We start from the raw sequence: 19,376 nt of genomic DNA, 5'->3' as shown, positions 1-19,376 counted from the left end.
CAGCTCGGCACCTCGCCGCCCCGCTCCAGCGCACGGAGGGAGTCCGCCGCGCCCTTGAGGGTGCTGACGGGGATCAGCCGCAGGCCGTCGGGGAGTTCGGCGCGGGCGTCGGAGCACTCGCCCTCGGGGACGAGGAAGACCGTCGCGCCGTCGCGCTTGGCCGCCTGGGTCTTCAGGGAGACGCCGCCCACCGCGCCGACCGTGCCGTCGGGTGCGATGGTGCCGGTGCCGGCGATCGTACGGCCGCCGGTGAGGTCGCCGCCCGCGCCGTCCCCGTCCAGCTTCTCGACGATGCCGAGGGCGAACAGCAGCCCGGCGCTGGGGCCGCCGACGTCGGCGAGCTGGAGGTCGACCGTCACCCGCGACGGATCCTCGCCCAGGTAGGAGAGGGCCGCCTGGGTCGCGGCGTCCTGGGACTCCTCCATGTCCGCGATGTTGTGCCGCTCGATCTCCTCGTCGGACTTGCCGGACGGATAGACGGCGTCGCGCGGCAGCACGGCGCGGTCCGTGCGGAACCACCCGTCGATCACATCGCCGAGATCGATGTCCGCGGAGGGCCCCGTCGCCGCGATCGTCGTCATCAGCAGCTCGCCGTCGGTCTCCCTGGTGGGCGCCCCGGAGATCGTGATGACCTGCCGCCCCTGATCCGCGCCGAGCACATCCGCCGTGGCCCCGGGCTGCGCCACGGTGTACGGCAGGGGAGCGAGCCCCGCGACGGCGAGCAGCGCCACGACGGGCACAGCGGACAGGGCGAGGGCGCGGGGGCGCGAGAGGCGGGAGAGCAGCACGTGCCCAATCTATCCGCGCCCCGGACCGTGCGATGTCCGGGCCGCGGGGTGGGGTGGGGCCGGGCCGCGCGGGTCCAAGCGGTCCGGGCGGGTCCAGGCGGTCCGGGCGGGTCCGGGCGGCGTCACCGCAGGGCGTCTGCCACCTCGCGGGCCGCGTCCACGACGCGGGGCCCGACCCGTTCCGGGACGGAGTCCGCCAGCATCACCACGCCCACGCTGCCCTCGATGCCGGTGACACCCACCAGCGGGGCCGCCGCGCCGCTCGCGCCCGCCTCCAGTTCGCCGTGGGTGAGCGTGTAGCCGGGCTCGGTACGGCTGCCCTGTCTCGCGGCGAGGATCGCCTTGCCCGCCGCGCCCCGGTCCAGCGGGTGCCGGAAGCCGGCCCGGTACGCGACGTGATAGTCGGTCCAGGTCGGTTCGACGACGGCGACCGCCAGCGCCTCAGCGCCGTCGACAAGCGTGAGATGCGCGGTGGCCCCTATGTCCTCGGCCAGCGAACGCAGCGCCGGCATCGCCGCCTCCCGCACCAGCGGGTGCACCTGGCGTCCCAGGCGCAGCACGCCAAGGCCCACGCGGGCCCGGCCGCCGAGGTCGCGGCGGACGAGGGCGTGCTGTTCCAGGGTGGCGAGCAGCCGGTAGACGACGGTCCGGTTGACCCCGAGCTTGTTGGACAGCTCGGTGACGGTCAGCCCGTGGTCCGTATCGGCGAGCAGTTTGAGGACTCGCAGTCCCCGGTCCAGCGTTTGGGAGGTCTCCGCGGTCACGACGCCCCTCCTTCGGAGTGAGTGACGGCGGTCCTCTCTCACTCGTCACTCGCGGAACGAGGGTCGCGGCACCGGTCCCATCGGCGACGCACCTAGAGGGCCGCCGGCAGGCCTTGGCACACCGACTGCGCTCCGCGGCGGCGCTGCCACGGGGCGTTTACTTGGCCGGGACAGTAGCGAGCTGCTCCGCTCAGCGGAAGACCTCGTCCAGAATCCGGGCGCGAAGATTTCCGGGACGGCTGGTTTGCCCCTGTTCAGGACCAAGGTCATTGTCCGAATACGACGAAGAGGCTGCACGAACAAGCGCCCGAACTACCCCTCGTACGACTGAAAGTGGCCACTTCCGAGCCGACCAGACCGACCGAGCCGAGCAGGCCGAGCGGGCCGACCGAGCCGAGCGGGCGGCAGACCTCCCGGACCGGCCGGGCGACAGGCCTTCCCGGACCCAGCGCGCCTACCGCATCCGCGTGGCCCACTCCTGGACCTTCTTGATCCGCTCCCGGATCTGCCCCGCCGTCGCCTCGGCGCTCGGCGGCCCCCCGCACACCCGCCGCAGCTCGTTGTGGATCACCCCGTGCGGCTTGCCGCTCTGATGGACATACGCGCTGACCATCGTGTTGAGCTGCTTCCGCAGCTCCAGCAGCTCCTTGTGCGAGACCACCGGACGCCGCTCGGCCGGCAGCTCCAGCAGATCCGCCTCCTCATCCGGCTTCTTACGGCTGTGCGCGATCTGCCGCGCCTGCCGCTTCTGCAGCAGCAACTGCACCTGATCCGGCTCCAGCAGCCCGGGAATGCCGAGGTAGTCCTGCTCCTCCTCGCTGCCCGGATGCGCCTGCATGCCGAACTCCGCGCCGTTGTACATCACCCGGTCGAAGACCGCGTCCGACTCCAGCGCCTCGAACGGCAGCATGTCCTGCTCGCCCGTGTCCTCGTCCTGCTGCTTGTTCGCCTCGTCCATCTCCTTCTCGGACTCGGCGTACGGGTCCTCCTCCCCGTCCTTCTTCGGACGGTCCAGGACATGGTCGCGCTCCACCTCCATCTCATTGGCGAAGCCGAGCAGCATGGGAATCGTGGGCAGGAACACGGACGCGGTCTCGCCGCGCCGCCGCGACCGTACGAAACGGCCCACGGCCTGTGCGAAGAACAGCGGAGTCGAGATCGTCGTCGCGTACACCCCGACCGCGAGACGCGGCACGTCGACGCCTTCCGACACCATCCGGACGGCGACCATCCAGCGGTCGTCGCCCTCGCTGAACTCGTCGATCCGCTTCGACGCGCCCGCGTCGTCGGAGAGCACGACGGTCGCCTTCGCCCCCGTGATCTCACGGATCAGCTTGGCGTACGCGCGCGCCTGGTCCTGGTCGCTCGCGATGACCAGACCGCCCGCGTCCGGGATGGCCTTCCGGACCTCCGTCAGCCGCTGGTCGGCGGCGCGCAGCACATTGGGCATCCACTCGCCGCGCGGATCGAGCGCGGTGCGCCACGCCTGCGAGATCGCGTCCTTCGTCATCGGCTCGCCGAGCCGCGCGGCGATCTCGTCGCCCGCCTTGGTGCGCCAGCGCATATTGCCGCTGTAGCTCATAAAGATGACCGGCCGCACGACGCCGTCGGCGAGGGCGTTGCCGTATCCGTACGTATAGTCGGCGGCCGACCGCCGGATGCCGTCGTTCCCCTCCTCGTACGTCACAAAGGGGATGGGATTGGTGTCCGACCGGAAGGGCGTGCCGGTGAGCGCCAGCCGCCGGGTCGCGGGCTCGAACGCCTCCAGACATGCCTCGCCCCACGACTTGGAGTCGCCTGCGTGGTGGATCTCGTCCAGGATCACCAGCGTCTTGCGCTGCTCACTGCGGTTGCGGTGCAGCATCGGCCGCACCCCGACACCCGCGTACGTCACCGCGACGCCGTGGTACTCCTTGCTCAGCGGACCCGCGCTGTAGTCCGGATCCAGCTTGATGCCTATGCGTGCGGCGGCCGCGGCCCACTGCTTCTTCAGATGCTCGGTCGGGGCGACGACCGTCACCTGCTGCACCACATGGTGGTGCAGCAGCCATGACGCGAGCGTCAGCGCGAAGGTGGTCTTTCCGGCGCCGGGCGTCGCGACCGCGAGGAAGTCACGCGGCTGCTCCTGGATGTACTTCTCCATCGCCCCCTGCTGCCAGGCACGCAGCTTGCTGGCGGTGCCCCAGGGGGCGCGGCCGGGGAAGGCGGGCGAAAGGTGGTGTGATGAGGAGGCGGCGGTGGTAGTCACGGTCTCCGGTTCGACGCTCGTCCAGATACGACAACCGGGCCACCCTACCGGTGGCCCGGTCGGCCGAAGGGCGGGACGAGCCCGGCCCCGAAGACTGCGATCCGTGTCACATCGCGTCGTGCAGCGCCCGCAGCCGGAGGGTGATCTCTCCCAGATCCTCCAAGGCGCCGCTGGACACCTCGACCACCAGCTTGTACGCCTCTTCCTGGTCGACGGCGACCATGTCCGCGCCGTTGAAGTCGAGGAACACCACGGTGCACATCCACGCCATGCGCTTGTTGCCGTCGACCAGCGGATGGTTCACGGCGAGTGACTGCAGGAGGGCGGCGGCTTTCTCGAACAAGTCGGCGTACGCCTCGACGCCGAACATCTGCGACTGGGGACGGTGCACAGCGGAGCTGAGCAAGCCCAGGTCCCGTACGGCGATGTGCTGCCCCCCGCAGGCGAGTTCCGCCAGGTCCAGGGCCTCCTGGACCGTCAGGTACTTCACCTACTCCCCCAGCCGCTTCAGCAGATCCGCATGGCGCATGGCGTACTTGGCGCCCAGGCGGCGGACGGTCTCGCGGTCGGCCTCCTGCTCCAGATACCGGTCGATCGCCTGGAGCACTATGGCGTGCATGCTGCGGCCCTCCGCCTCGGCGCGCAGCTTGAGGGCCTCTTGCTGATCGTCACGGAGACGCAGATTCATTGCCATACCATGACGGTACTACTCATGGGGTCATTCTGGTACTGGAGCAGTTTTCAGCCGGGTCGCCACCCACGCCCCCGCCAGCGCCACCGCCGCCATCGGCAGGAACACCGCGGCGAAGGCAGCCGGGCCCGGGCCGCCCGCGGCCTCGGTGACGGCGGCGCCGTGGCCCACCGCGCCGCCGCCCAGCGCGCCGCCGCCCAGCGCCGCGAAGGCCGCGCCGCCCGCGGCGAGGAGCAGGACATTGGACAGCCCGTCCGATATCTGGAGCGCCGCCGAGTTGGCGCCCGCCTCCTCCGGGGCGGACAGCTTCAGCAGCAGCACGCTGGTCGAGGAGAGGACCAGCCCCATCCCGAAGCAGCCGAACGCCCACGCCACGCCCACGGCCCACACCGGCACCGAGTCGATCAGCACACTCGGCACGGCGGCGACCGCGGCCGCGACCAGCACCATCCCCAGCACCGTCAGCCGCTCCCGGTGCGGCTCGACGCTCGGGCGGGCCTGTACATACGAGCCGAGCGCCCATGTCGCCCCGCCCACCGCGAGCGACAGACCCGCCATCGTCGGCGACAGCCCGCGCTGAGTGACCAGCATCAGCGGCACGAACGCCTCCGCCGAGATAAACGCCCCGGCCGCGATCCCGCGCAGCAGCACGACGGACGGCAGCCCACGCGCCGCCCGGTACGTCCCGCGCGGCAGCAGCCCCAGCGCCGCGGGCGCCAGCAGCGCGGCCCCCGCCACCGCCGGAAGCAGCGACAGCCAGCGCAGATCCTGCCCGGCGTACTGCAACAGCCCCGCCCCCAGCGAGATCCCCAGCGCCAGCCGGATGCGCCGCCGGTCGAACCCCGGCCGGGAGCCGGCCGGGCCGGACGGCCCCGACGCCATCCGCCGGATTGCGGACGGAGACGCGGTACATTGCCCGACCGCCCCTTCTATCCCCTACAGGGAGCCACTCATTGGCGCACCGGACCGGCAACCAACTCCGGAAGGAAGGTGCCTTGGCAGAGATCAGCGTGAAGGCCCTGCCGCCCTGGGATTTCCGGTGCCCTGGGGCGGCAGGGCCCGGCACGTACCAGGTGTCGGGGAAGCTCGAGGACTGCTGTTGGGAGCGGACCCGACAGGACGGCACGATCATCGACAACCAGTTCGCCTCACAGGCCCGGAAGATCACGGTGACGGTGCGGGCGGGCGAGTTGTTCAAGTCCGACGGCTGCGGCACCTGGAGCCTGGTGAAATAAGCCAAGTTCTATGCACACTCCGAAGAGGTCATCTCATGTCCTCTCAGGGCACGCATCCACTGTCAGCGGACAGCATCCCGCACCATGATGTTGCCGGACTCCAGTTCAGCAACCCCACGCGAGACCGTCCCCTCCCGGACCCCGGCCGCACGGGCGACGAGCCTGATCCCGCCATGCCTCAGTGACCGCGCTTCCGCCCCCTATGGCCAGTCGGCGCTACCGCTCGTCCAGATGCGGCAACAACGCCTGGAACTTCGCAGCCAGGACGACCTCAATCCCCGTTATGTTCTTCGCGGTCCTGCAAGAGGGCCGCTGACCTCCGGGCCCGGCATGACTGTTGCCCCCTGTCGAACGGATGACCTGGGGGGTGGTGTCACCGGGCCTGGGAGGTGCCGTCGGAGACGCTGATGAGAGGTCCGGCCACCGTCCGGTCCGGCGCAATGCCGGACAGTTCGCGGGCGGCAGGTCTGCATAACGTGGATGCGCGCGTACGACACCGCTGCCGAGGCCGGCACGTTCAACTCTCCTGGAAGGGTGCGATGTTCGACACCGAAGACGTGGGGGTGTTCCTCGGCCTGGACGTCGGCAAGAGTGCTCACCACGGCCATGGGCTCACCCCGGCCGGGAAGAAGGTCTTCGACAAGCAGCTGCCCAACAGCGAGCCGAGACTGCGGGCCGTCTTCGACAAGCTGGCCGCCAAGTTCGGCACGGTCCTGGTGATCGTGGATCAGCCCGCCTCGATCGGCGCCCTCCCACTGACCGTCGCCCGCGACGCCGGCTGCCAAGTGGCCTATCTGCCCGGCCTGGCCATGCGTCGGATCGCCGACCTGTATCCGGGCGAGGCGAAGACCGATGCGAAGGACGCCGCGGTGATCGCGGATGCGGCCCGGACCATGCCGCACACCCTGCGGTCCCTGGAACTGACCGATGAGATCACCGCCGAACTCACGGTCCTCGTCGGCTTCGACCAGGATCTCGCGGCTGAGGCCACCCGCACGTCCAACCGGATACGCGGCCTGCTCACCCAGTTCCACCCGTCGCTGGAGCGTGTTCTGGGGCCCCGCCTCGACCACCAGGCCGTGACCTGGCTGCTGGAGCGCTACGGCTCCCCGACTGCACTGCGCAAAGCCGGCCGCCGCAGACTCGTCGAGCTCATCCGGCCCAAGGCCCCACGCATGGCCGAGCGGCTGATCGACGACGTCTTCGACGCCCTGGACGAGCAGACCGTCGTGGTCCCGGGGACCGGCACCCTCGACATCGTCGTGCCCTCCCTGGCCCGCTCTCTCGCCGCTGTCCACGAACAGCGCCGGGCCCTGGAAGCCCAGATCAACGCTTTGCTGGAGGCGCACCCTCTTTCCCCGGTCCTGACGTCGATGCCCGGCGTCGGCGTCAGGACCGCCGCCGTCCTGCTGGTCACCGTCGGCGACGGCACCAGCTTCCCGAGCGCCGCCCACCTGGCCTCCTACGCCGGACTCGCCCCGACCACGAAGTCGTCGGGGACCTCGATCCACGGCGAACACGCACCCCGAGGAGGCAACCGCCAGCTCAAACGCGCCATGCTCCGAGACGGCACCTTCTACGAACCCCGCACGCCCGCGGACATCGAACTCGCCGCATAACCCCAGCAAGACCGAATCACCCCAAACCCGACAGGGATGCCTTGACGAAGGACATAGAGGCACCCCCACGGACTCCCCATACCACAGCAACGATCCCCGGAGTCGGAAGCTACGACTTGTTTACCGGCAAGCCCTTAGCGCGTCGACGTACTTCGATCGGCGGCGGTGAGGCGGACCGGGTTGCGGTTACGTTCCCAACTCGCTGTCAAGGCAGGTCGCTTCATCCGCAGATCGAGCGCTGCGAAGGCAGGAACCTCTCAGTGAAGGCCACGAAGCATTCTCCGGCCAGAACGCTCGCACACCACAAACGAGTCTGAGGCCAAAGCATTTCGGCCAACAAAGGGTAGGAGCGGGGGGACATTTGCGCATAACTGGTCGTGATCATATAGTCATCCCGTTCGAGCCTGATGATCACGACCAAGGTTGTCGGGTACGCACTGGGGGAAGGCCCGCAAGGCACCAGTGGACCGTAATCCTCTTCGCCCTACCCGCTCTTGGGCAGAGAGCGCTCAGCGCATTGCGTGACGTCAGCTCAGGGCGACATCGGAAGGATCGCGGTGTCTCTGACACTGCGGGCTGCTTTCCCTGTGCATGTTTGTTCATTAAGGGGAAACTAATGAAGACGCGCAAGCGTATCGGTACTGCCGTTGTATCAGCCGCCTGTGCCGTGGCCATGACCTTCACAGGCGTGAGCCAGGCTCAGGCCGCCGTCAACACTGACTCGTCCGTACCGGTAGTCGCGGAGGAGGTCTCTCCGTCGGACGTCGCGGAGCTCGCGACCTACCTGGAGGCGATCGTTGATGGTGAACATCTCGACGAGTTCGGGAACTTCGACTACGACGCCACCGCGGCTAAGTACGGTACCGAGTTTGCCGATGCACTCAAGGCCGAGAACGCAACCTACACTCCGGCTTCCGGAAAGCGTGTCAAGCGCAGCTACACAACCTGCCTGCTGAAGGCTGTGGGGCTCGGCGGTCTAGGGGGTGCCACCTCTGCCATCACGGCCAAGTTGAAGAAGAGGCATTTCCAGGATGCCGCGCGGCTGATCATCAAGGAGGCCGCGAAGCGCGGCATCAAGGTCGCTGTCAAGGGTGGGGTCGCAGGCATGGCCGCCGCACTGGGTGCCTACGCGATCTGGTGTGCCACGCCTTGGGCGGATTGAGCACCCCCAGGGGCATGGGCGGAGGGAGCGCACCACCGTGACCCGACCTCCGAGTTCCCTGATCGGATGATCTAGTGTTCGTCTCCATCGAGCTCGCTTAGGCTTGATGGAGACGAAACACCAGCTCAGGTGATCTGCGACCCCACGATCCTTCGCAGTTCGTTGAGATACACCTCGAATCTCTCCCTCCCCGGATCGGAAAGTCTGACCCGGGTTACAGTGCGCCGTCGTTCACGAAACTTGGCGATCTCCACCATGCCTTCCTTCTCCAGAATGCCCAGCTGGCGAGAGAGCTCGGGCGGGGTGAGCTCCAACGCTTCACGCAGATCGGAGAAGTTAGCCAACTCGACCTGCCGCAGAGCGCCTAGGATTGCCAGCCGGATGGGCGAGTGGATGACTGTGGATAGCGCAGCGCGCGGTTGAGACACTACTGTCATCGCCTCCAGCGCATAACCAGGTACAGGGCTAGACCGACGGTCGGTACGGCTGCCGCCACCAGATGAGCCGCGAGACCGTTCTGGCCGTCTCCCCATATCAGGCTGAGTCCTGGGATGGCCAGTGTCATGACGGTGAACAGGAAGGTGCTTTTTTCTGTTCGGGTATGCGGCCTCCTGCCGGGAGCGCCGAGGTGGTACCACCACCATGCCAGAGCGAGAGAAAGTGCCGCCAGGAAGGTGAAGACCCCTCCCGTGCCGGATATGCCACTCTCCATGGCCATGGCGAGACCTACGTAGAGTCCAGCGACCGAAACGGCAGCGAGGATTCGCTCGCTGCGGTTTGCGCCTCTGGCGAACCCTGGCACCGCCTCAGCGGCCCTCAGTTGCTCCGTCGGATCCAGATTCCGTGTCACGACTGCGCATCCCCTCTACTCCCTGGCGACTTCCTAGTTTGCCAAGTGATTTCGATAAGTGCAACCATACCTGCCTGGACACAGCGCGCCGCACAGTTGCTGGGCGTGGGGCTTCTCACCTGGACACCGGTCCGGCCGCAGCGTCCACCAGAGCCTGAGTGCGGCTATCGACCAGGGCAGAGAGCCGTAGCCGCGGTACCGCTGCCGCGTGCCTGGTGCGTCTGCGACGCGCCAGGCCGGATGCACGGTGGCGGCCAGAACGATCTCATTGCCCCTTCCGAGCCGTTCGGTGACCGTCCCCGACACCAGCGGCCCCACGACGGACGGAATCACCCAGCTCGCCGCGAACGCCGCCATGATCGCGGGCCGGAGCCGCTCCGCGTAGGCCCTGCTGACGACCACGCACAACGCGACGATCATCAGCCCGCCGCCGAACCCCTGGATGGCCCACCCCAGGATGAACAGCCACATCGCCCCAGCCGTCCCCGACAGCACCAGACCGGCCCCGAACGCCCCAATCCCGGCGGCCAGCGGCCGCACGGCCCGTCGCGGTCGGCCCACCGCCCGGAGAGGCCCATGGCGAAGAGGCTGGTCGTGAAGTACCCGGGGAAGGCGAAGGCATACAGGGACAGGCCGTTCAGCTCGTGGGCCGCGACCCGGCATGGCCGTTCCAACGGCCGTCGCCTCGAAGGCGATGAGCGTCGCAAGACGGGGCGACGGCTGGTCCGTTGGTCGTACGACTCCTGAACCCGGTAGTGATCGACCCGTCACCAACTGTAGTGTGAGCCCCGCCACTCGTCGTGACGGCACCAAGGGGCTGGGGATATGCGGACGGAAGAACTCATCGGCTTGCTGCGGGCACCGGACCAGAGCGGCCAGGGCCGGGTCGAACAGACACCCTACGGCGGCCCGAACATCGAACGCCTGGCGGCACTTGACGCCCACGCCTCGTCCTTGCGCTCCTACTCACTGCTGACTGTCCCCGGCCTGCTCCAGGCCCCTGAATACGGCCAGCACATCATCCGCGCCGCCCTCCCCCGGCTGCCCGACCGCGAGATCAGGCGACGGACTCTGATGAAGTCCGCACGCGCCGTCTCGTTCTTTGAGCGAGCGAAACGGGGCGAGCTGCGGGCAGCGTTCGTGGTCGGGGAGCAGGCGCTGGTGCACGCCCCTGGACTGGATGCCATCGAGGCCCACCGGAAGCAGCTCCGGAGGCTGCTCGCGATGACGGACATCCGCTCACTGTCCGTACAGGTCCTCCCGTTCCATGTGGTCCCGCCCCAGTTCGCCTCGCAGTTCTCCCTCTGGGCATTCGCCAAAGAGCCCGAAGGGGAGGCGGAGTTGGCCCGTAAGGCAGTTGGCTACTGTGAGTCGATCATGGGAGGCTCATACTCGACGCGACTCGATGACATGGCCACCATGCACAACACATTCGCAGACCTTGTGAGTCTGGCGTGGCCCCCGAGCCAGTCGCGTTCGTATATCGCAGAGCTTCTGGGAGAGACGACATGACGACATTCCACGGAGTCGAGTTCCGCACATCCAGCTACAGCACCGATGACTGCGTGGCGGTGGCTCCGGCTCCCGGTGCCATCGCGGTCGCGGACACCAAGACCGGCCACAGCGACGTGATCGAGATAAGCCCCACGGCCTGGGACACCTTCCTCTCGGCCCTCACCCGCTGACGCCGCACGAGCGCCCCCGGCCGGCGCGGCACGACTCCGGCCGGGGGCGCTGTCGGCTCACGCCGCCTCGTACGCGTCCTTCAGGCCCTGGATGTCGATCTTCTTCATCCCGAACATGGCCTGCGCGACCCGACCGGCCTTGGCGGGGTCGGGGTCGCTCATCAGCTCAAGGAGCACCCTCGGGGTGATCTGCCAGAACAGCCCGTACTTGTCCTTGAGCCACCCGCAGGGCTTTTCCTCCCCGCCCTCGGTGAGCGCGGCCCAGTACCGGTCGACCTCGTCCTGCGACTCGCAGTCCACGGACAGGGAGATCGCCTCGTTGAAGGTGAACTCCGGCCCGCCGTTCAACGCGATGAACCGCTGTCCCGCCAGCTCGAACTCAATGGTCATCACCGACCCGGGCTCCCCCGGCCCGGCCTCCCCGTACCGCGCCACGGAGACGACCCGCGAGTCGTCGAAGATCGACGTGTAGTGCGCGACGGCTTCCTCGGCCTGCTTGTCGAACCACAGAAAGGTCTTGATCTTCTGCATTGTCGGCTCTCCCTGCGTGGTGGCTTCATTCCTTCCGCAGGGATAGACCGCCCGGCTCCGCGAAACTCATCGCTACCGGCGGCGCGCGAGCGGAACGGCGACGGCAGCCCCAATGATCACCGCCGCACCGACGCCGAGCCCTACCCAGAGACCGACGCCGCCGCCGCTGTCCCCGGCAGGGGCCTGGGCCTCCGCCGCCTCGCCCCCACCCGCCGACTCGGAGGCCTCGGGCGAAGGCGTTTCGGACTGAGCCGCGGCGAGGTCGGGCAGCGGGTACTCATCGGCGGGCCCGGGGTCGCCGGGCTCCTGGAGGGCCCGGAGGGGACGTACGGCCCCGTAACCGATGTGGTCATTGCGCTTGCTGCCGCTGGTGGGCCCGCTCACGGTATTGAGCATGACGCGCAGGACTTGGTTGTTGGTCCACTCGGGATGCTTGGACCAGATGAGGGCGGCGGTGGCGGAGGCGATGGCGGTGGCGTCACTGGTGCCGTGCGATGTGCACAGTCCGTTCTTACTGCCGCCACAGGCATGGACCATGTCGATACCGGGTGCCGATATGTCGACCTGTGGCCCGTACTGCGACTCCTTGGTCTTCTTCAGGTTCTGGTCGAGGGCCCCAACACCGACGACACCAGGGGTCGCAGCGGGGAAGGCAAGCTTGCGATTGCCATGATTACCCGTTGCAGCAAAGATCACGGAACCCTTGTCAACAGCGTACTTGACAGCCGCTGTGAGCTGAGGCGTGGTTTCCGGCACGCCCATTGAGATGTTGATGACCTGCGCACCTTGATCAGCAGCAAACCTAATGGCCTCCGGGGCAGCCCTGTTGAAATCCTCAGTGCCCTCGGCGAAGTTAGCCGCCATTTCGCCGTCAGGCACGCGAATGGGAAGAATCTTGCTTCCAGGCGCCAGCCCAAGGGCCCCGTCTCCGCCGCCGCTCTTGCCCGTGCCTGCGATCAGCCCAGCCATGCCGGTGCCGTGGCCGTCGTAGTCGGTGTGCTCGTCACCCTTTTCATCAGGGGCCAGGTCCTTGCCCTTGAGGACTTGGCCCCTCAGATCGCCGTTCCCAGGGTCGACTCCGCTGTCGATGACGGCGACAGTCACGCCCTTGCCGGTGCTGATCTTCCAGATCTCCTCCGCCCCCATGGCATCCAGATGCCACTGCTGGGAACGGATCGACTCAGCATGTGCAGGGGTGGCGGCGATGCCTGCCAGCAGCAACCCCAGGACCGCCGAGACCACGGCCCGACCACGAGCCCCTCGCACAATCCTGGCACCAGCCATGTTCCTCAGCCCGTTGATGTGGGGCAGCCGGTGACGGGGGCGACCAATCAATTCAGTCCTCAACTCGCCAGAAAGGTCTGGTTCGTTCTGTGTCTGCCTACAGCGGCGGGTACTGCTGCTGGTACGAGTTATGTGCCACGGCCGGGGCCGACTGCGCACGACGACGGCGGATGACGGAGAAGGCGACGGCAGCACCGATGAAGGCGGCCGCGCCGACACCAAGTCCAATCCACAGTCCCGTGTTGGAGTCGCCGCTGTCACCAGCGGTCGGGACTGCCGCCGCCGTCTTGCTGTCGCCGGGCTGTGAGCCAGCGGTCGGCTTGGAGGCGTCCGGAGACGGTGACGGCGACTCGGCTGCGGCGAGGTCCGGCAGCGGGTACTCGCCAGCGGGCCCAGGGTCGCCGGGCTCCTGCAGCGCGCGGAGGGGGCGGACAGCCCCGTAGCCGATGTGATCGTTACGCTGACTGCCGCTCGTCGGCCCGCTCACGGTATTGAGCATGACACGCAGAACCTGGTTGTTGGTCCACTCGGGATGCTTGGACCAGATCAGCGCCGCAGTGGCGGAGGCCAGCGCCGTCGCTGCGCTCGTGCCATGGGACCGGCAAAGTCCGGACTCAGTCCCGCCACAAGCATGAACTATGTCCTCGCCCGGAGCTGACAGATCCACCTGAGGACCGTACTGCGACTCATCAGTTTTCTTGAGGTCCTTCCCTAGGGCACCAACGGCGACCACCCCTGGCGTTGCCGCAGGGTAGCCAAGCCTTTGGTCTCCGCCATTCCCTGTACCAGCGAAGACCAACGAGCCTTTGTGAAGAGCGTACTTCACAGCGGACGTGAGCTCAGGGGATCCGCTCAACACTTTCATCGAGATATTAATGACCTTCGCGCCCTGGTCTGCCGCGTACCGGATGCCCTCTGATGCAGCCTTGTTGAACTTATTGATGTGTGACGTGCGATTGGCACCCATGCGGGAGTCTGGCGTGCGAATAGGAAGGATCTTCACTCCGGGAGCAAGGCCAAACGCGCCATCGCCGCCTCCGCTCTTGCCTGTGCCAGCGATAATGCCGGCCATACCAGTACCGTGTCCCGTGTAGTCGGTGTGCTCATCGCCCGGAGAATCGAGAGCCAAGTCCTTTCCTTCAAGAACTTGGCCTCGAAGATCTCCGTTTGTGCGGTCAACACCTGTGTCGATGACGGCGACGGTCACACCCTTGCCGGTACTGATCTTCCAAATGCCCTCTGCGCCCATGGCATCCAGATACCACTGATCCGAACGAACCGAATCGGCGTGTGCGGGGGTGGCGGCGATGCCTGCCAGCAGCAACCCCAGGACCGCCGAGACCACGGCCCGACCACGGGCCCGCTGAGTGCTGACAGGCATACGCATCCTCTTCGCTCGCGTCCCTCGGGGCTCAGTCGATGACAGGGGGAGCGACCCGGCGCTGGCCCTGCTGCCAGGTCTCCTCATCCTCAGTCAGATAGTCCGGCCGCCGCCCGTTGGCGTCCTCACGCCGCGAACCCGACCGCGGCGACGAAGCCGGAGGCATCATGCCACCACGCATCCCCGCCGACTGACCCACCCCACCACCCGACGCACCACCAGGTCCACTGCCGCGCACCAGACCCGAACCACCCGGCGTGAACGGCCGACCAGCCGCCACACCCGCCTGCGCCGGACGCCCACCGACCACCCCGCCGGACTCACCAGCAAGACGACGACCCCCGACCACACCACTCTGACCCGCGCCCACACCGCCGCCGGCCGCACCACCCGTGCCGTGCGCCATCGGAGGACGGCCGTGCACACCCGACTCCGTACCGACCACCATCCCCCGCGGCAACCCCGTCGCCGCACGACCAGACTGCGCAGGCGGCACCGGACGACCACCGACCACACCCTCACGCGCCACCCGGCCCGCAGGACCAGCCGACCCACCGCCGCCCACCTGCTGCCCGGTCACCGGCGACACCGGACCACGACCACCGCCACCACCAGGACGCGAACTGCCAGACCCGCCACCCTGCGACTTCACAGACCCACCACCTGCCACCGGCGGCGCACCCGTCACCAACGGCGGCACACTCACATCAGACCGACCCGCAGCAGGAGCATTCGGCGTCACCGCAGGACCAGAAGGAGCCGTCTGCGTCGGCACAGCCACACTGTCGATCCCCAACGCCACCGGGGACGACGACGCAACACTCGGCCCGTCAGGTCGCGCATAGTCACCGGCAGACGCCGTCTCAACTCGTGCCGCAGCAGCGGGCCCGCCCGTCACACTCGCGTGAGAGCCCTGAGAATGCGGGGCGGTACCGTTCCCGCCCGTACCTGTGGGGCCAGAACGGTCATAGCCCTGCGAGCTGACGATTGTGTCACCCTCGGGCACGAAGTGGTCCGGCGGTGGCTGGAACGTCGGCACCTCTTGCCTCGCCATCTGCGACGACGACTGCTCATACGACTGCGACAACTTCCGCATCTCCGCAGCCGCCTCAAGCCGCTGCTGCTCCCGCGACACCGCCAAAGCCGCCTCAGCCTTCTCCGCCACCACCCGCGCATCCGGATCATTCCGATGCGCCCGCGCCGCATCCAGACTCGCCTGCGCCGACCCCTTCGACGTATACCGAGGAATCCCCGACTGCGCCGCCGAAATCGACACCGCAGCCTCCCTCAACCACTTCGACGCCTCATCGCTGTAATCCGCCAGCCGAAACGTCGCCGACGACAGACTCGCAGCCCACTCCACAAACGCCTCAAAGCCCTCGCCCTGCCACTCCACCCGCTCAGGACGAAACTTCAACTGCAACGCAATCTGCCGAATCTCCCCCGCAGCCCTCGCCAGCCGATCCCCCGCATCCCGCACATGAAAACTCGACGCCTCATCCACCCACGCCAACATCTGCTCATGCGACATGCTCTCGAACGACGTACCGCCGCCCCCACCACCGCCACCGGCAGCTGCGTTAACCATGACCCCATCTCCCCGTGAATCGCCTGTCGCCTACTGGTAGCCGCCCGCGCCAGCGGAGTCGCCGTTGCCAGTGCCCGGAGCGGTGTCCGCGCCGCCTGCGGCCTGGGCGCGTTCGCGCGCCAGTTCCTGGGCGACCGGGTCGCGCTCGGGGTCGTAGCGATCCTCGGTGCGCTGCCGGATGGCCAGCATCCGCCGGCGGACGTCGTCGTCCATGCCCTGGTAGCCGTCCTTGGCGGACACCACCGCGATGCCCATGCCCTCGATGCAGTCGGCGAGCAGCTGGGAGAGCTCCTTGAGCTGGGTGATGACGTTCTCGTAGGCATTGAAGATGCCCGATGCCTCGGCCCACGCTCCGCCCCCGCCGCCGAACTGGCTGCGGCCGACCGGGGACGCGCCCACCTGGTCCGGCGCGGCGGGCGAACCCATCAGATCGACCAGCAGCTTGTCGACGCGCTTCTTGAACGACGTCATCGACTCCGGGTCGTACAGCATCGACGCCAGCGCTGGATTGACCATCCGCAGCATGCGCTCGTCCGCCGACATCCCCCCGTCGTCCGCCATGAAACCGACGCCTCCCCGTAGTTGTATCCCCGTGCAACACAAAGTCTCAGGCCTAACTGTAGTCAGGCGTACTGACAAGACGCACCTGGAGGTTGCTGCCGCAATGTGCACCACGTCACTGCGGCATGGCGACCAGAGCAGATGGTCCGGTTTGGGTGGCTTCGCACGGGCGATCTTCGTCACGGGCCCCTTGTTGGAGCCGAGTAGGGTTCGACCGCTCCAACCGGGTTCCCGTCATGCGCACCAGGCTTTAACCAATTCCGGGACGTAAGCGCGCAAGAATTTTTCGATATGCGCCCGCCACTCTTCGATATCTTTAGGTTTATTTACCCCATCTCCGGCGCGGACTTCCAGGACCAAGTGAGTGTATTTCCCCGTCTGGGTCTCCGGCGTCTCGTACTGGGGCTGATTCGGTTTTGGACTGCAGGCCATCCATGCCACAGCACCATCATCGGCGACTGCGGCGCTGTTCACCACCCCGCCCAATGAAACCCTTTTCAGGTCGACGTAGTCATCATCTGCCTCATGGGCGATATCAAGCTCCCCGGTTTGTCGTGAAAACGAGACCGATAGGTCGACTCTTTCATCGACTATCACCCCGCAGCTTTGACTCTCACCTGGCGTGCCCCTTAGGTTCTCCTTGACCGCCTTACCCGGGGGGAGCAGCGGCTGGACAACGGAAGCCGGAACATTTACATCGCATATTCTTTCCGGAATCGCATAGCCATATTCAGGCCCCTCTCCCGAGCAGCCGGCAAGGAGTAGTACGGGGACGCTGAGCGCCACGAGGTTGAGTCGGCGCATTATGACCCCTTACTCGCCAGGCGCCGAGCAGCCGCATTTCCATTGTTGGCTGCATCATCGATTCGATCAGTGGACATCCACATGCTTTCCTCTGCCTTCGCCTGCGGATTTTTGTCTCGCCAAAGACCAGCCAGTTCCTTAAGCCGCCCCTCTCGGTCGAGACCTGTAGCCAAGTTGTCCCGCGCCACGCCTTGCTCGATCCTTGCCGTCTCTTCCTCAAGCCACTTGGCGGTGATGACGTCGACACCTCGCTGTGCTGCGTCACCTGCATACGGAATGAAGTTCACGACACCACCCCAGGTGTGGTAGTCCCATTTTGCTTCCCAGGTGGCCTTACTCTTAGCGTCATCCGCGTCGACCTTGAGACCCTGATATCGGGCCTCTTCCAAGAAGCCGATCGTGCGGCCCGCCCTCCTCAGGGGTTCCTCGTCGCCCTCCTTGCCCGTGTTGATATCATGGACTATTTCTCGGTTTATGCTGTCCTGAAGCGTGCCGTACGCAAACTGGCCACGGGATACCTGTTTCGCTACTTCAAGTACTTGTCCCCGGTCCAGAGGGCTCTCTCCGGCGTTGTGAGCACTTGCTGCGGCATGTATGTCGTCTCCGTAGTTACCCATGGCCACTGCCATCGGTGTGCGCAGACTCGGTGGGAAGTTGTCGCCCTCGGCGGCGAGGTGCTTCAGCGCGTTCTCAAACACGCGGTTGTTCGCGTCCGTGTGCTGGACATAGCCGCCGCCCGAGTTGTAGGGGTCGATGCCCGTCGTTCCCGCCACCAGCGCCGCGCCGAACCCTGCCCTGGTCTGTGCGTCCTCGATGTCCGAACTGCGAAGGGGATCGCCCCAGATGCTGTCGGGGTCATGTGGGTTCCGCATGTGAGGATGCCCGTCGACGACATCCCAGTCCCGCTTCCGCGTCAAGTACTCCAGCCGGTCGTTTCCTTCCTTCTTTCCGTCGTCCGGGTTGGGGTCGGACTCGGGGTCGAGGAACGCTGCCGATGCCTCCGGGTCCTTGCTCATGATGCCGAGCAGGCCGTCGAGGGGATCGTTCGCAAACCACTCGTCTCGTGGCGTGACGAACCTCTTGGGGAGGTCCCAGGTGTCGTCATCCTTGTCTGACTTCTCTGCGGCAATCAGATCGTCGCAGAGATCGTGCATAAACCGGTCCGAGTACCCTTCACCGTGCTGCATGAGAGCGACAAGGGACTGGTATCCACGCACCTTCTCACCCTGCCACTCGTACCGTTTCATCCCGGCTTCCTTCAGACCGGTGTGAAACTCCTTGTAGAACTGGGATCGCGGATCCTGAGTCGCAGTGGCCAGCGCGCTGGCGAGCCCTCGCTCAGCCCCCAGGTAGTGCTGCCTGTTACCCGTGTCCGAGTCGTAGGCGAAGGTGTTGAGCTGATTGGTCACCTTGATCGTCCCCTCGGGACCCAGGTGGTTGAGCAGCGTCTGACTGAACACCTTGTCGCCGGAGTTGTCGCGCATCAGTCGCGCCCACTCCTCAGGGTCGGCAGGCTTCTCGCCGGCCAGGATCTGGTCCGCGTATTTCTTGGCCTCGCGTGCCTCTACCAGCTCGATGTCGCCGACAGCGCCGGCGTTGAAGTCGTGCGCGGTACCCCGGGCAGTGTCAAACATCTCCTTGAAGAAGTCCTTGATGCCGGCAGCATCCCGGAGTGCCCGCTTGGCTCCTTGGTCGGCGTCATCGACCGCCTGGACGGCTGCGGCCACGGCAGCGGTCCAGTTTGCTTCATGCATCACGCGCTGAACATCGTCACCGAGGACGCCGCCCCCGGCGCCCGTGCTCTTGCTGGTGTCGAGATGCGCCCGCCCCTTGGTGTCTATGTGTATGCCGGCCTCCTTGGCCGACTCCACCAGACGCCTCACGGCCTGTATGCGTTCGGTGAACTGCTCATGGATGTCTCGCAGGATCGATGCGATGGCGCGAGCCTCAACCGCAGCGGCCTCGAACTGTTTTCGTGTCGCCGTGAGGCGGGCGTCGGCGGCTTCGGCGCTGAGGCCGACCCATTCACCGTCGGTCGCGATGCCCTGAACGCATCCCCCATAGGCCTTGCCCAGGTCCTTGAAGCCGTCGGCCATCTCATCCCATGCGACGGCGGCAGCGGTCAGCGGCGTCAGCCGGATGGTGACGACGTCCTGGTAGGTGAGCATGCCCACTCCTTGAAATC

The 19,376-nt window shown here is 66.9% G+C and carries 19 protein-coding genes and 3 pseudogenes; 6 read left to right on the top strand and 16 right to left on the bottom strand.

Annotated features, from left to right (window positions below; genetic code table 11):
* The 6 genes and pseudogenes from OF819_RS21555 to OF819_RS21530 all read right to left on the bottom strand — a co-directional run.
* Positions 1-785, bottom strand: a 785-nt coding sequence (locus OF819_RS21555; protein ID WP_267245250.1) for a S16 family serine protease, incomplete at its 3' end; no start/stop codon positions are given.
* Positions 786-910: 125 nt separating this feature from the next.
* Entirely contained in the window at positions 911-1,552 is a 642-nt protein-coding gene (locus OF819_RS21550; RefSeq protein WP_240138888.1) for an IclR family transcriptional regulator, read from the bottom strand.
* Between the two features lie 454 nt (positions 1,553-2,006).
* Complete coding sequence (locus OF819_RS21545) at positions 2,007-3,800, bottom strand: DEAD/DEAH box helicase (RefSeq protein WP_267245249.1); 1,794 nt, start codon at positions 3,798-3,800, stop codon at positions 2,007-2,009.
* 106 nt (positions 3,801-3,906) lie between these two features.
* Entirely contained in the window at positions 3,907-4,290 is a 384-nt protein-coding gene (locus OF819_RS21540) for a type II toxin-antitoxin system death-on-curing family toxin (RefSeq protein WP_267245248.1), read from the bottom strand.
* Positions 4,291-4,488, bottom strand: coding sequence for an Arc family DNA-binding protein (locus OF819_RS21535; RefSeq protein WP_267245256.1), 198 nt, complete (start codon positions 4,486-4,488; stop codon positions 4,291-4,293). It abuts the gene before it with no gap.
* Positions 4,489-4,518: 30 nt separating this feature from the next.
* Positions 4,519-5,385 (bottom strand): annotated as a pseudogene (locus tag OF819_RS21530) (MFS transporter); the annotation flags it as partial.
* Between the two features lie 101 nt (positions 5,386-5,486).
* Here OF819_RS21530 and OF819_RS21525 point away from each other — a divergent pair.
* Positions 5,487-5,726, top strand: a complete 240-nt coding sequence (locus tag OF819_RS21525) for a hypothetical protein (RefSeq protein ID WP_267245247.1) — start codon at positions 5,487-5,489, stop codon at positions 5,724-5,726.
* Positions 5,727-5,818: 92 nt separating this feature from the next.
* Here the strand turns inward: OF819_RS21525 and OF819_RS21520 are convergent.
* Positions 5,819-6,011: pseudogene (locus OF819_RS21520) on the bottom strand (ISAzo13 family transposase); the annotation flags it as partial.
* Positions 6,012-6,265: 254 nt separating this feature from the next.
* On the opposite strand from OF819_RS21520, the gene OF819_RS21515 reads away from it, so the two are divergent.
* Complete coding sequence (locus OF819_RS21515; protein ID WP_267245246.1) at positions 6,266-7,345, top strand: IS110 family transposase; 1,080 nt, start codon at positions 6,266-6,268, stop codon at positions 7,343-7,345.
* A gap of 616 nt (positions 7,346-7,961) precedes the next feature.
* Entirely contained in the window at positions 7,962-8,507 is a 546-nt protein-coding gene (locus OF819_RS21510; RefSeq protein WP_267245245.1) for a hypothetical protein, read from the top strand.
* Positions 8,508-8,632: 125 nt separating this feature from the next.
* Here OF819_RS21510 and OF819_RS21505 read toward each other — a convergent pair whose 3' ends face one another.
* From OF819_RS21505 to OF819_RS29275, 3 genes and pseudogenes are all read right to left on the bottom strand, one after another.
* On the bottom strand, positions 8,633-8,944 hold the full coding sequence (locus OF819_RS21505; protein WP_267245244.1) for a transcriptional regulator: 312 nt from the start codon (positions 8,942-8,944) through the stop codon (positions 8,633-8,635).
* Positions 8,941-9,357, bottom strand: a complete 417-nt coding sequence (locus OF819_RS21500; protein ID WP_267245243.1) for a hypothetical protein — start codon at positions 9,355-9,357, stop codon at positions 8,941-8,943. The genes OF819_RS21505 and OF819_RS21500 overlap by 4 nt, the downstream gene beginning before the upstream one ends.
* 276 nt (positions 9,358-9,633) lie before the next feature.
* Positions 9,634-10,128: pseudogene (locus OF819_RS29275) on the bottom strand (MFS transporter); the annotation flags it as partial.
* A gap of 54 nt (positions 10,129-10,182) precedes the next feature.
* Here OF819_RS29275 and OF819_RS21490 point away from each other — a divergent pair.
* Entirely contained in the window at positions 10,183-10,869 is a 687-nt protein-coding gene (locus OF819_RS21490; protein ID WP_267245242.1) for a DUF5753 domain-containing protein, read from the top strand.
* Positions 10,866-11,042 (top strand): DUF397 domain-containing protein, encoded by a 177-nt coding sequence (locus OF819_RS21485; protein ID WP_267245241.1) that lies wholly within the window; start codon positions 10,866-10,868, stop codon positions 11,040-11,042. The genes OF819_RS21490 and OF819_RS21485 overlap by 4 nt, the downstream gene beginning before the upstream one ends.
* Positions 11,043-11,099: 57 nt before the next feature.
* Here OF819_RS21485 and OF819_RS21480 read toward each other — a convergent pair whose 3' ends face one another.
* The 3 genes from OF819_RS21480 to mycP (OF819_RS21470) all read right to left on the bottom strand — a co-directional run bounded on the left by OF819_RS21480 (position 11,100) and on the right by mycP (OF819_RS21470) (position 14,238).
* Positions 11,100-11,573, bottom strand: coding sequence for a VOC family protein (locus tag OF819_RS21480; protein ID WP_267245240.1), 474 nt, complete (start codon positions 11,571-11,573; stop codon positions 11,100-11,102).
* A gap of 72 nt (positions 11,574-11,645) precedes the next feature.
* A complete protein-coding gene (mycP, locus tag OF819_RS21475; RefSeq protein WP_323748950.1) occupies positions 11,646-12,815 on the bottom strand; it encodes a type VII secretion-associated serine protease mycosin in 1,170 nt (389 codons plus the stop codon).
* A gap of 139 nt (positions 12,816-12,954) precedes the next feature.
* The gene (gene mycP / locus OF819_RS21470) at positions 12,955-14,238 is read right to left on the bottom strand and encodes a type VII secretion-associated serine protease mycosin (RefSeq protein ID WP_267245238.1); all 1,284 of its coding nucleotides are present in this window, start codon (positions 14,236-14,238) and stop codon (positions 12,955-12,957) included.
* 989 nt (positions 14,239-15,227) lie between these two features.
* Here mycP (OF819_RS21470) and OF819_RS21465 point away from each other — a divergent pair.
* The gene (locus OF819_RS21465; RefSeq protein WP_267245237.1) at positions 15,228-15,554 is read left to right on the top strand and encodes a hypothetical protein; all 327 of its coding nucleotides are present in this window, start codon (positions 15,228-15,230) and stop codon (positions 15,552-15,554) included.
* 302 nt (positions 15,555-15,856) lie between these two features.
* Here OF819_RS21465 and OF819_RS21460 read toward each other — a convergent pair whose 3' ends face one another.
* The 3 genes from OF819_RS21460 to OF819_RS21450 all read right to left on the bottom strand — a co-directional run bounded on the left by OF819_RS21460 (position 15,857) and on the right by OF819_RS21450 (position 19,359).
* Positions 15,857-16,387, bottom strand: coding sequence for a hypothetical protein (locus tag OF819_RS21460; RefSeq protein ID WP_267245236.1), 531 nt, complete (start codon positions 16,385-16,387; stop codon positions 15,857-15,859).
* 234 nt (positions 16,388-16,621) lie between these two features.
* Positions 16,622-17,191, bottom strand: coding sequence for a hypothetical protein (locus OF819_RS21455; RefSeq protein WP_267245235.1), 570 nt, complete (start codon positions 17,189-17,191; stop codon positions 16,622-16,624).
* Positions 17,191-19,359 carry a hypothetical protein gene (locus OF819_RS21450; RefSeq protein ID WP_267245234.1) on the bottom strand — a complete coding sequence of 723 codons (2,169 nt, stop codon included), beginning with the start codon at positions 19,357-19,359 and terminating at the stop codon, positions 17,191-17,193. The genes OF819_RS21455 and OF819_RS21450 overlap by 1 nt, the downstream gene beginning before the upstream one ends.
* Between the last annotated feature and the right edge of the window lie 17 nt (positions 19,360-19,376).

It is taken from the genome of Streptomyces sp. PR69, assembly GCF_026420845.1.
GTDB lineage: Bacteria > Actinomycetota > Actinomycetes > Streptomycetales > Streptomycetaceae > Streptomyces.
The sequence above is the reverse complement of the archived record's forward strand: the minus strand, read 5'-3'. Positions and strand labels throughout refer to the sequence as shown.

Excerpts from the sequence above, each read along its gene's own strand:
- OF819_RS21535 (WP_267245256.1), bottom strand. The coding sequence starts at position 4,488 with ATGAATCTGCGTCTCCGTGACGATCAGCAAGAGGCCCTCAAGCTGCGC.
- OF819_RS21515 (WP_267245246.1), top strand. The coding sequence starts at position 6,266 with ATGTTCGACACCGAAGACGTGGGGGTGTTCCTCGGCCTGGACGTCGGC.
- OF819_RS21510 (WP_267245245.1), top strand. The coding sequence starts at position 7,962 with ATGAAGACGCGCAAGCGTATCGGTACTGCCGTTGTATCAGCCGCCTGT.
- OF819_RS21505 (WP_267245244.1), bottom strand. The coding sequence starts at position 8,944 with ATGACAGTAGTGTCTCAACCGCGCGCTGCGCTATCCACAGTCATCCAC.
- OF819_RS21490 (WP_267245242.1), top strand. The coding sequence starts at position 10,183 with ATGCGGACGGAAGAACTCATCGGCTTGCTGCGGGCACCGGACCAGAGC.
- OF819_RS21485 (WP_267245241.1), top strand. The coding sequence starts at position 10,866 with ATGACGACATTCCACGGAGTCGAGTTCCGCACATCCAGCTACAGCACC.
- OF819_RS21480 (WP_267245240.1), bottom strand. The coding sequence starts at position 11,573 with ATGCAGAAGATCAAGACCTTTCTGTGGTTCGACAAGCAGGCCGAGGAA.
- mycP (WP_267245238.1), bottom strand. The coding sequence starts at position 14,238 with ATGCCTGTCAGCACTCAGCGGGCCCGTGGTCGGGCCGTGGTCTCGGCG.
- OF819_RS21460 (WP_267245236.1), bottom strand. The coding sequence starts at position 16,387 with ATGGCGGACGACGGGGGGATGTCGGCGGACGAGCGCATGCTGCGGATG.
- OF819_RS21455 (WP_267245235.1), bottom strand. The coding sequence starts at position 17,191 with ATGCGCCGACTCAACCTCGTGGCGCTCAGCGTCCCCGTACTACTCCTT.
- OF819_RS21450 (WP_267245234.1), bottom strand. The coding sequence starts at position 19,359 with ATGCTCACCTACCAGGACGTCGTCACCATCCGGCTGACGCCGCTGACC.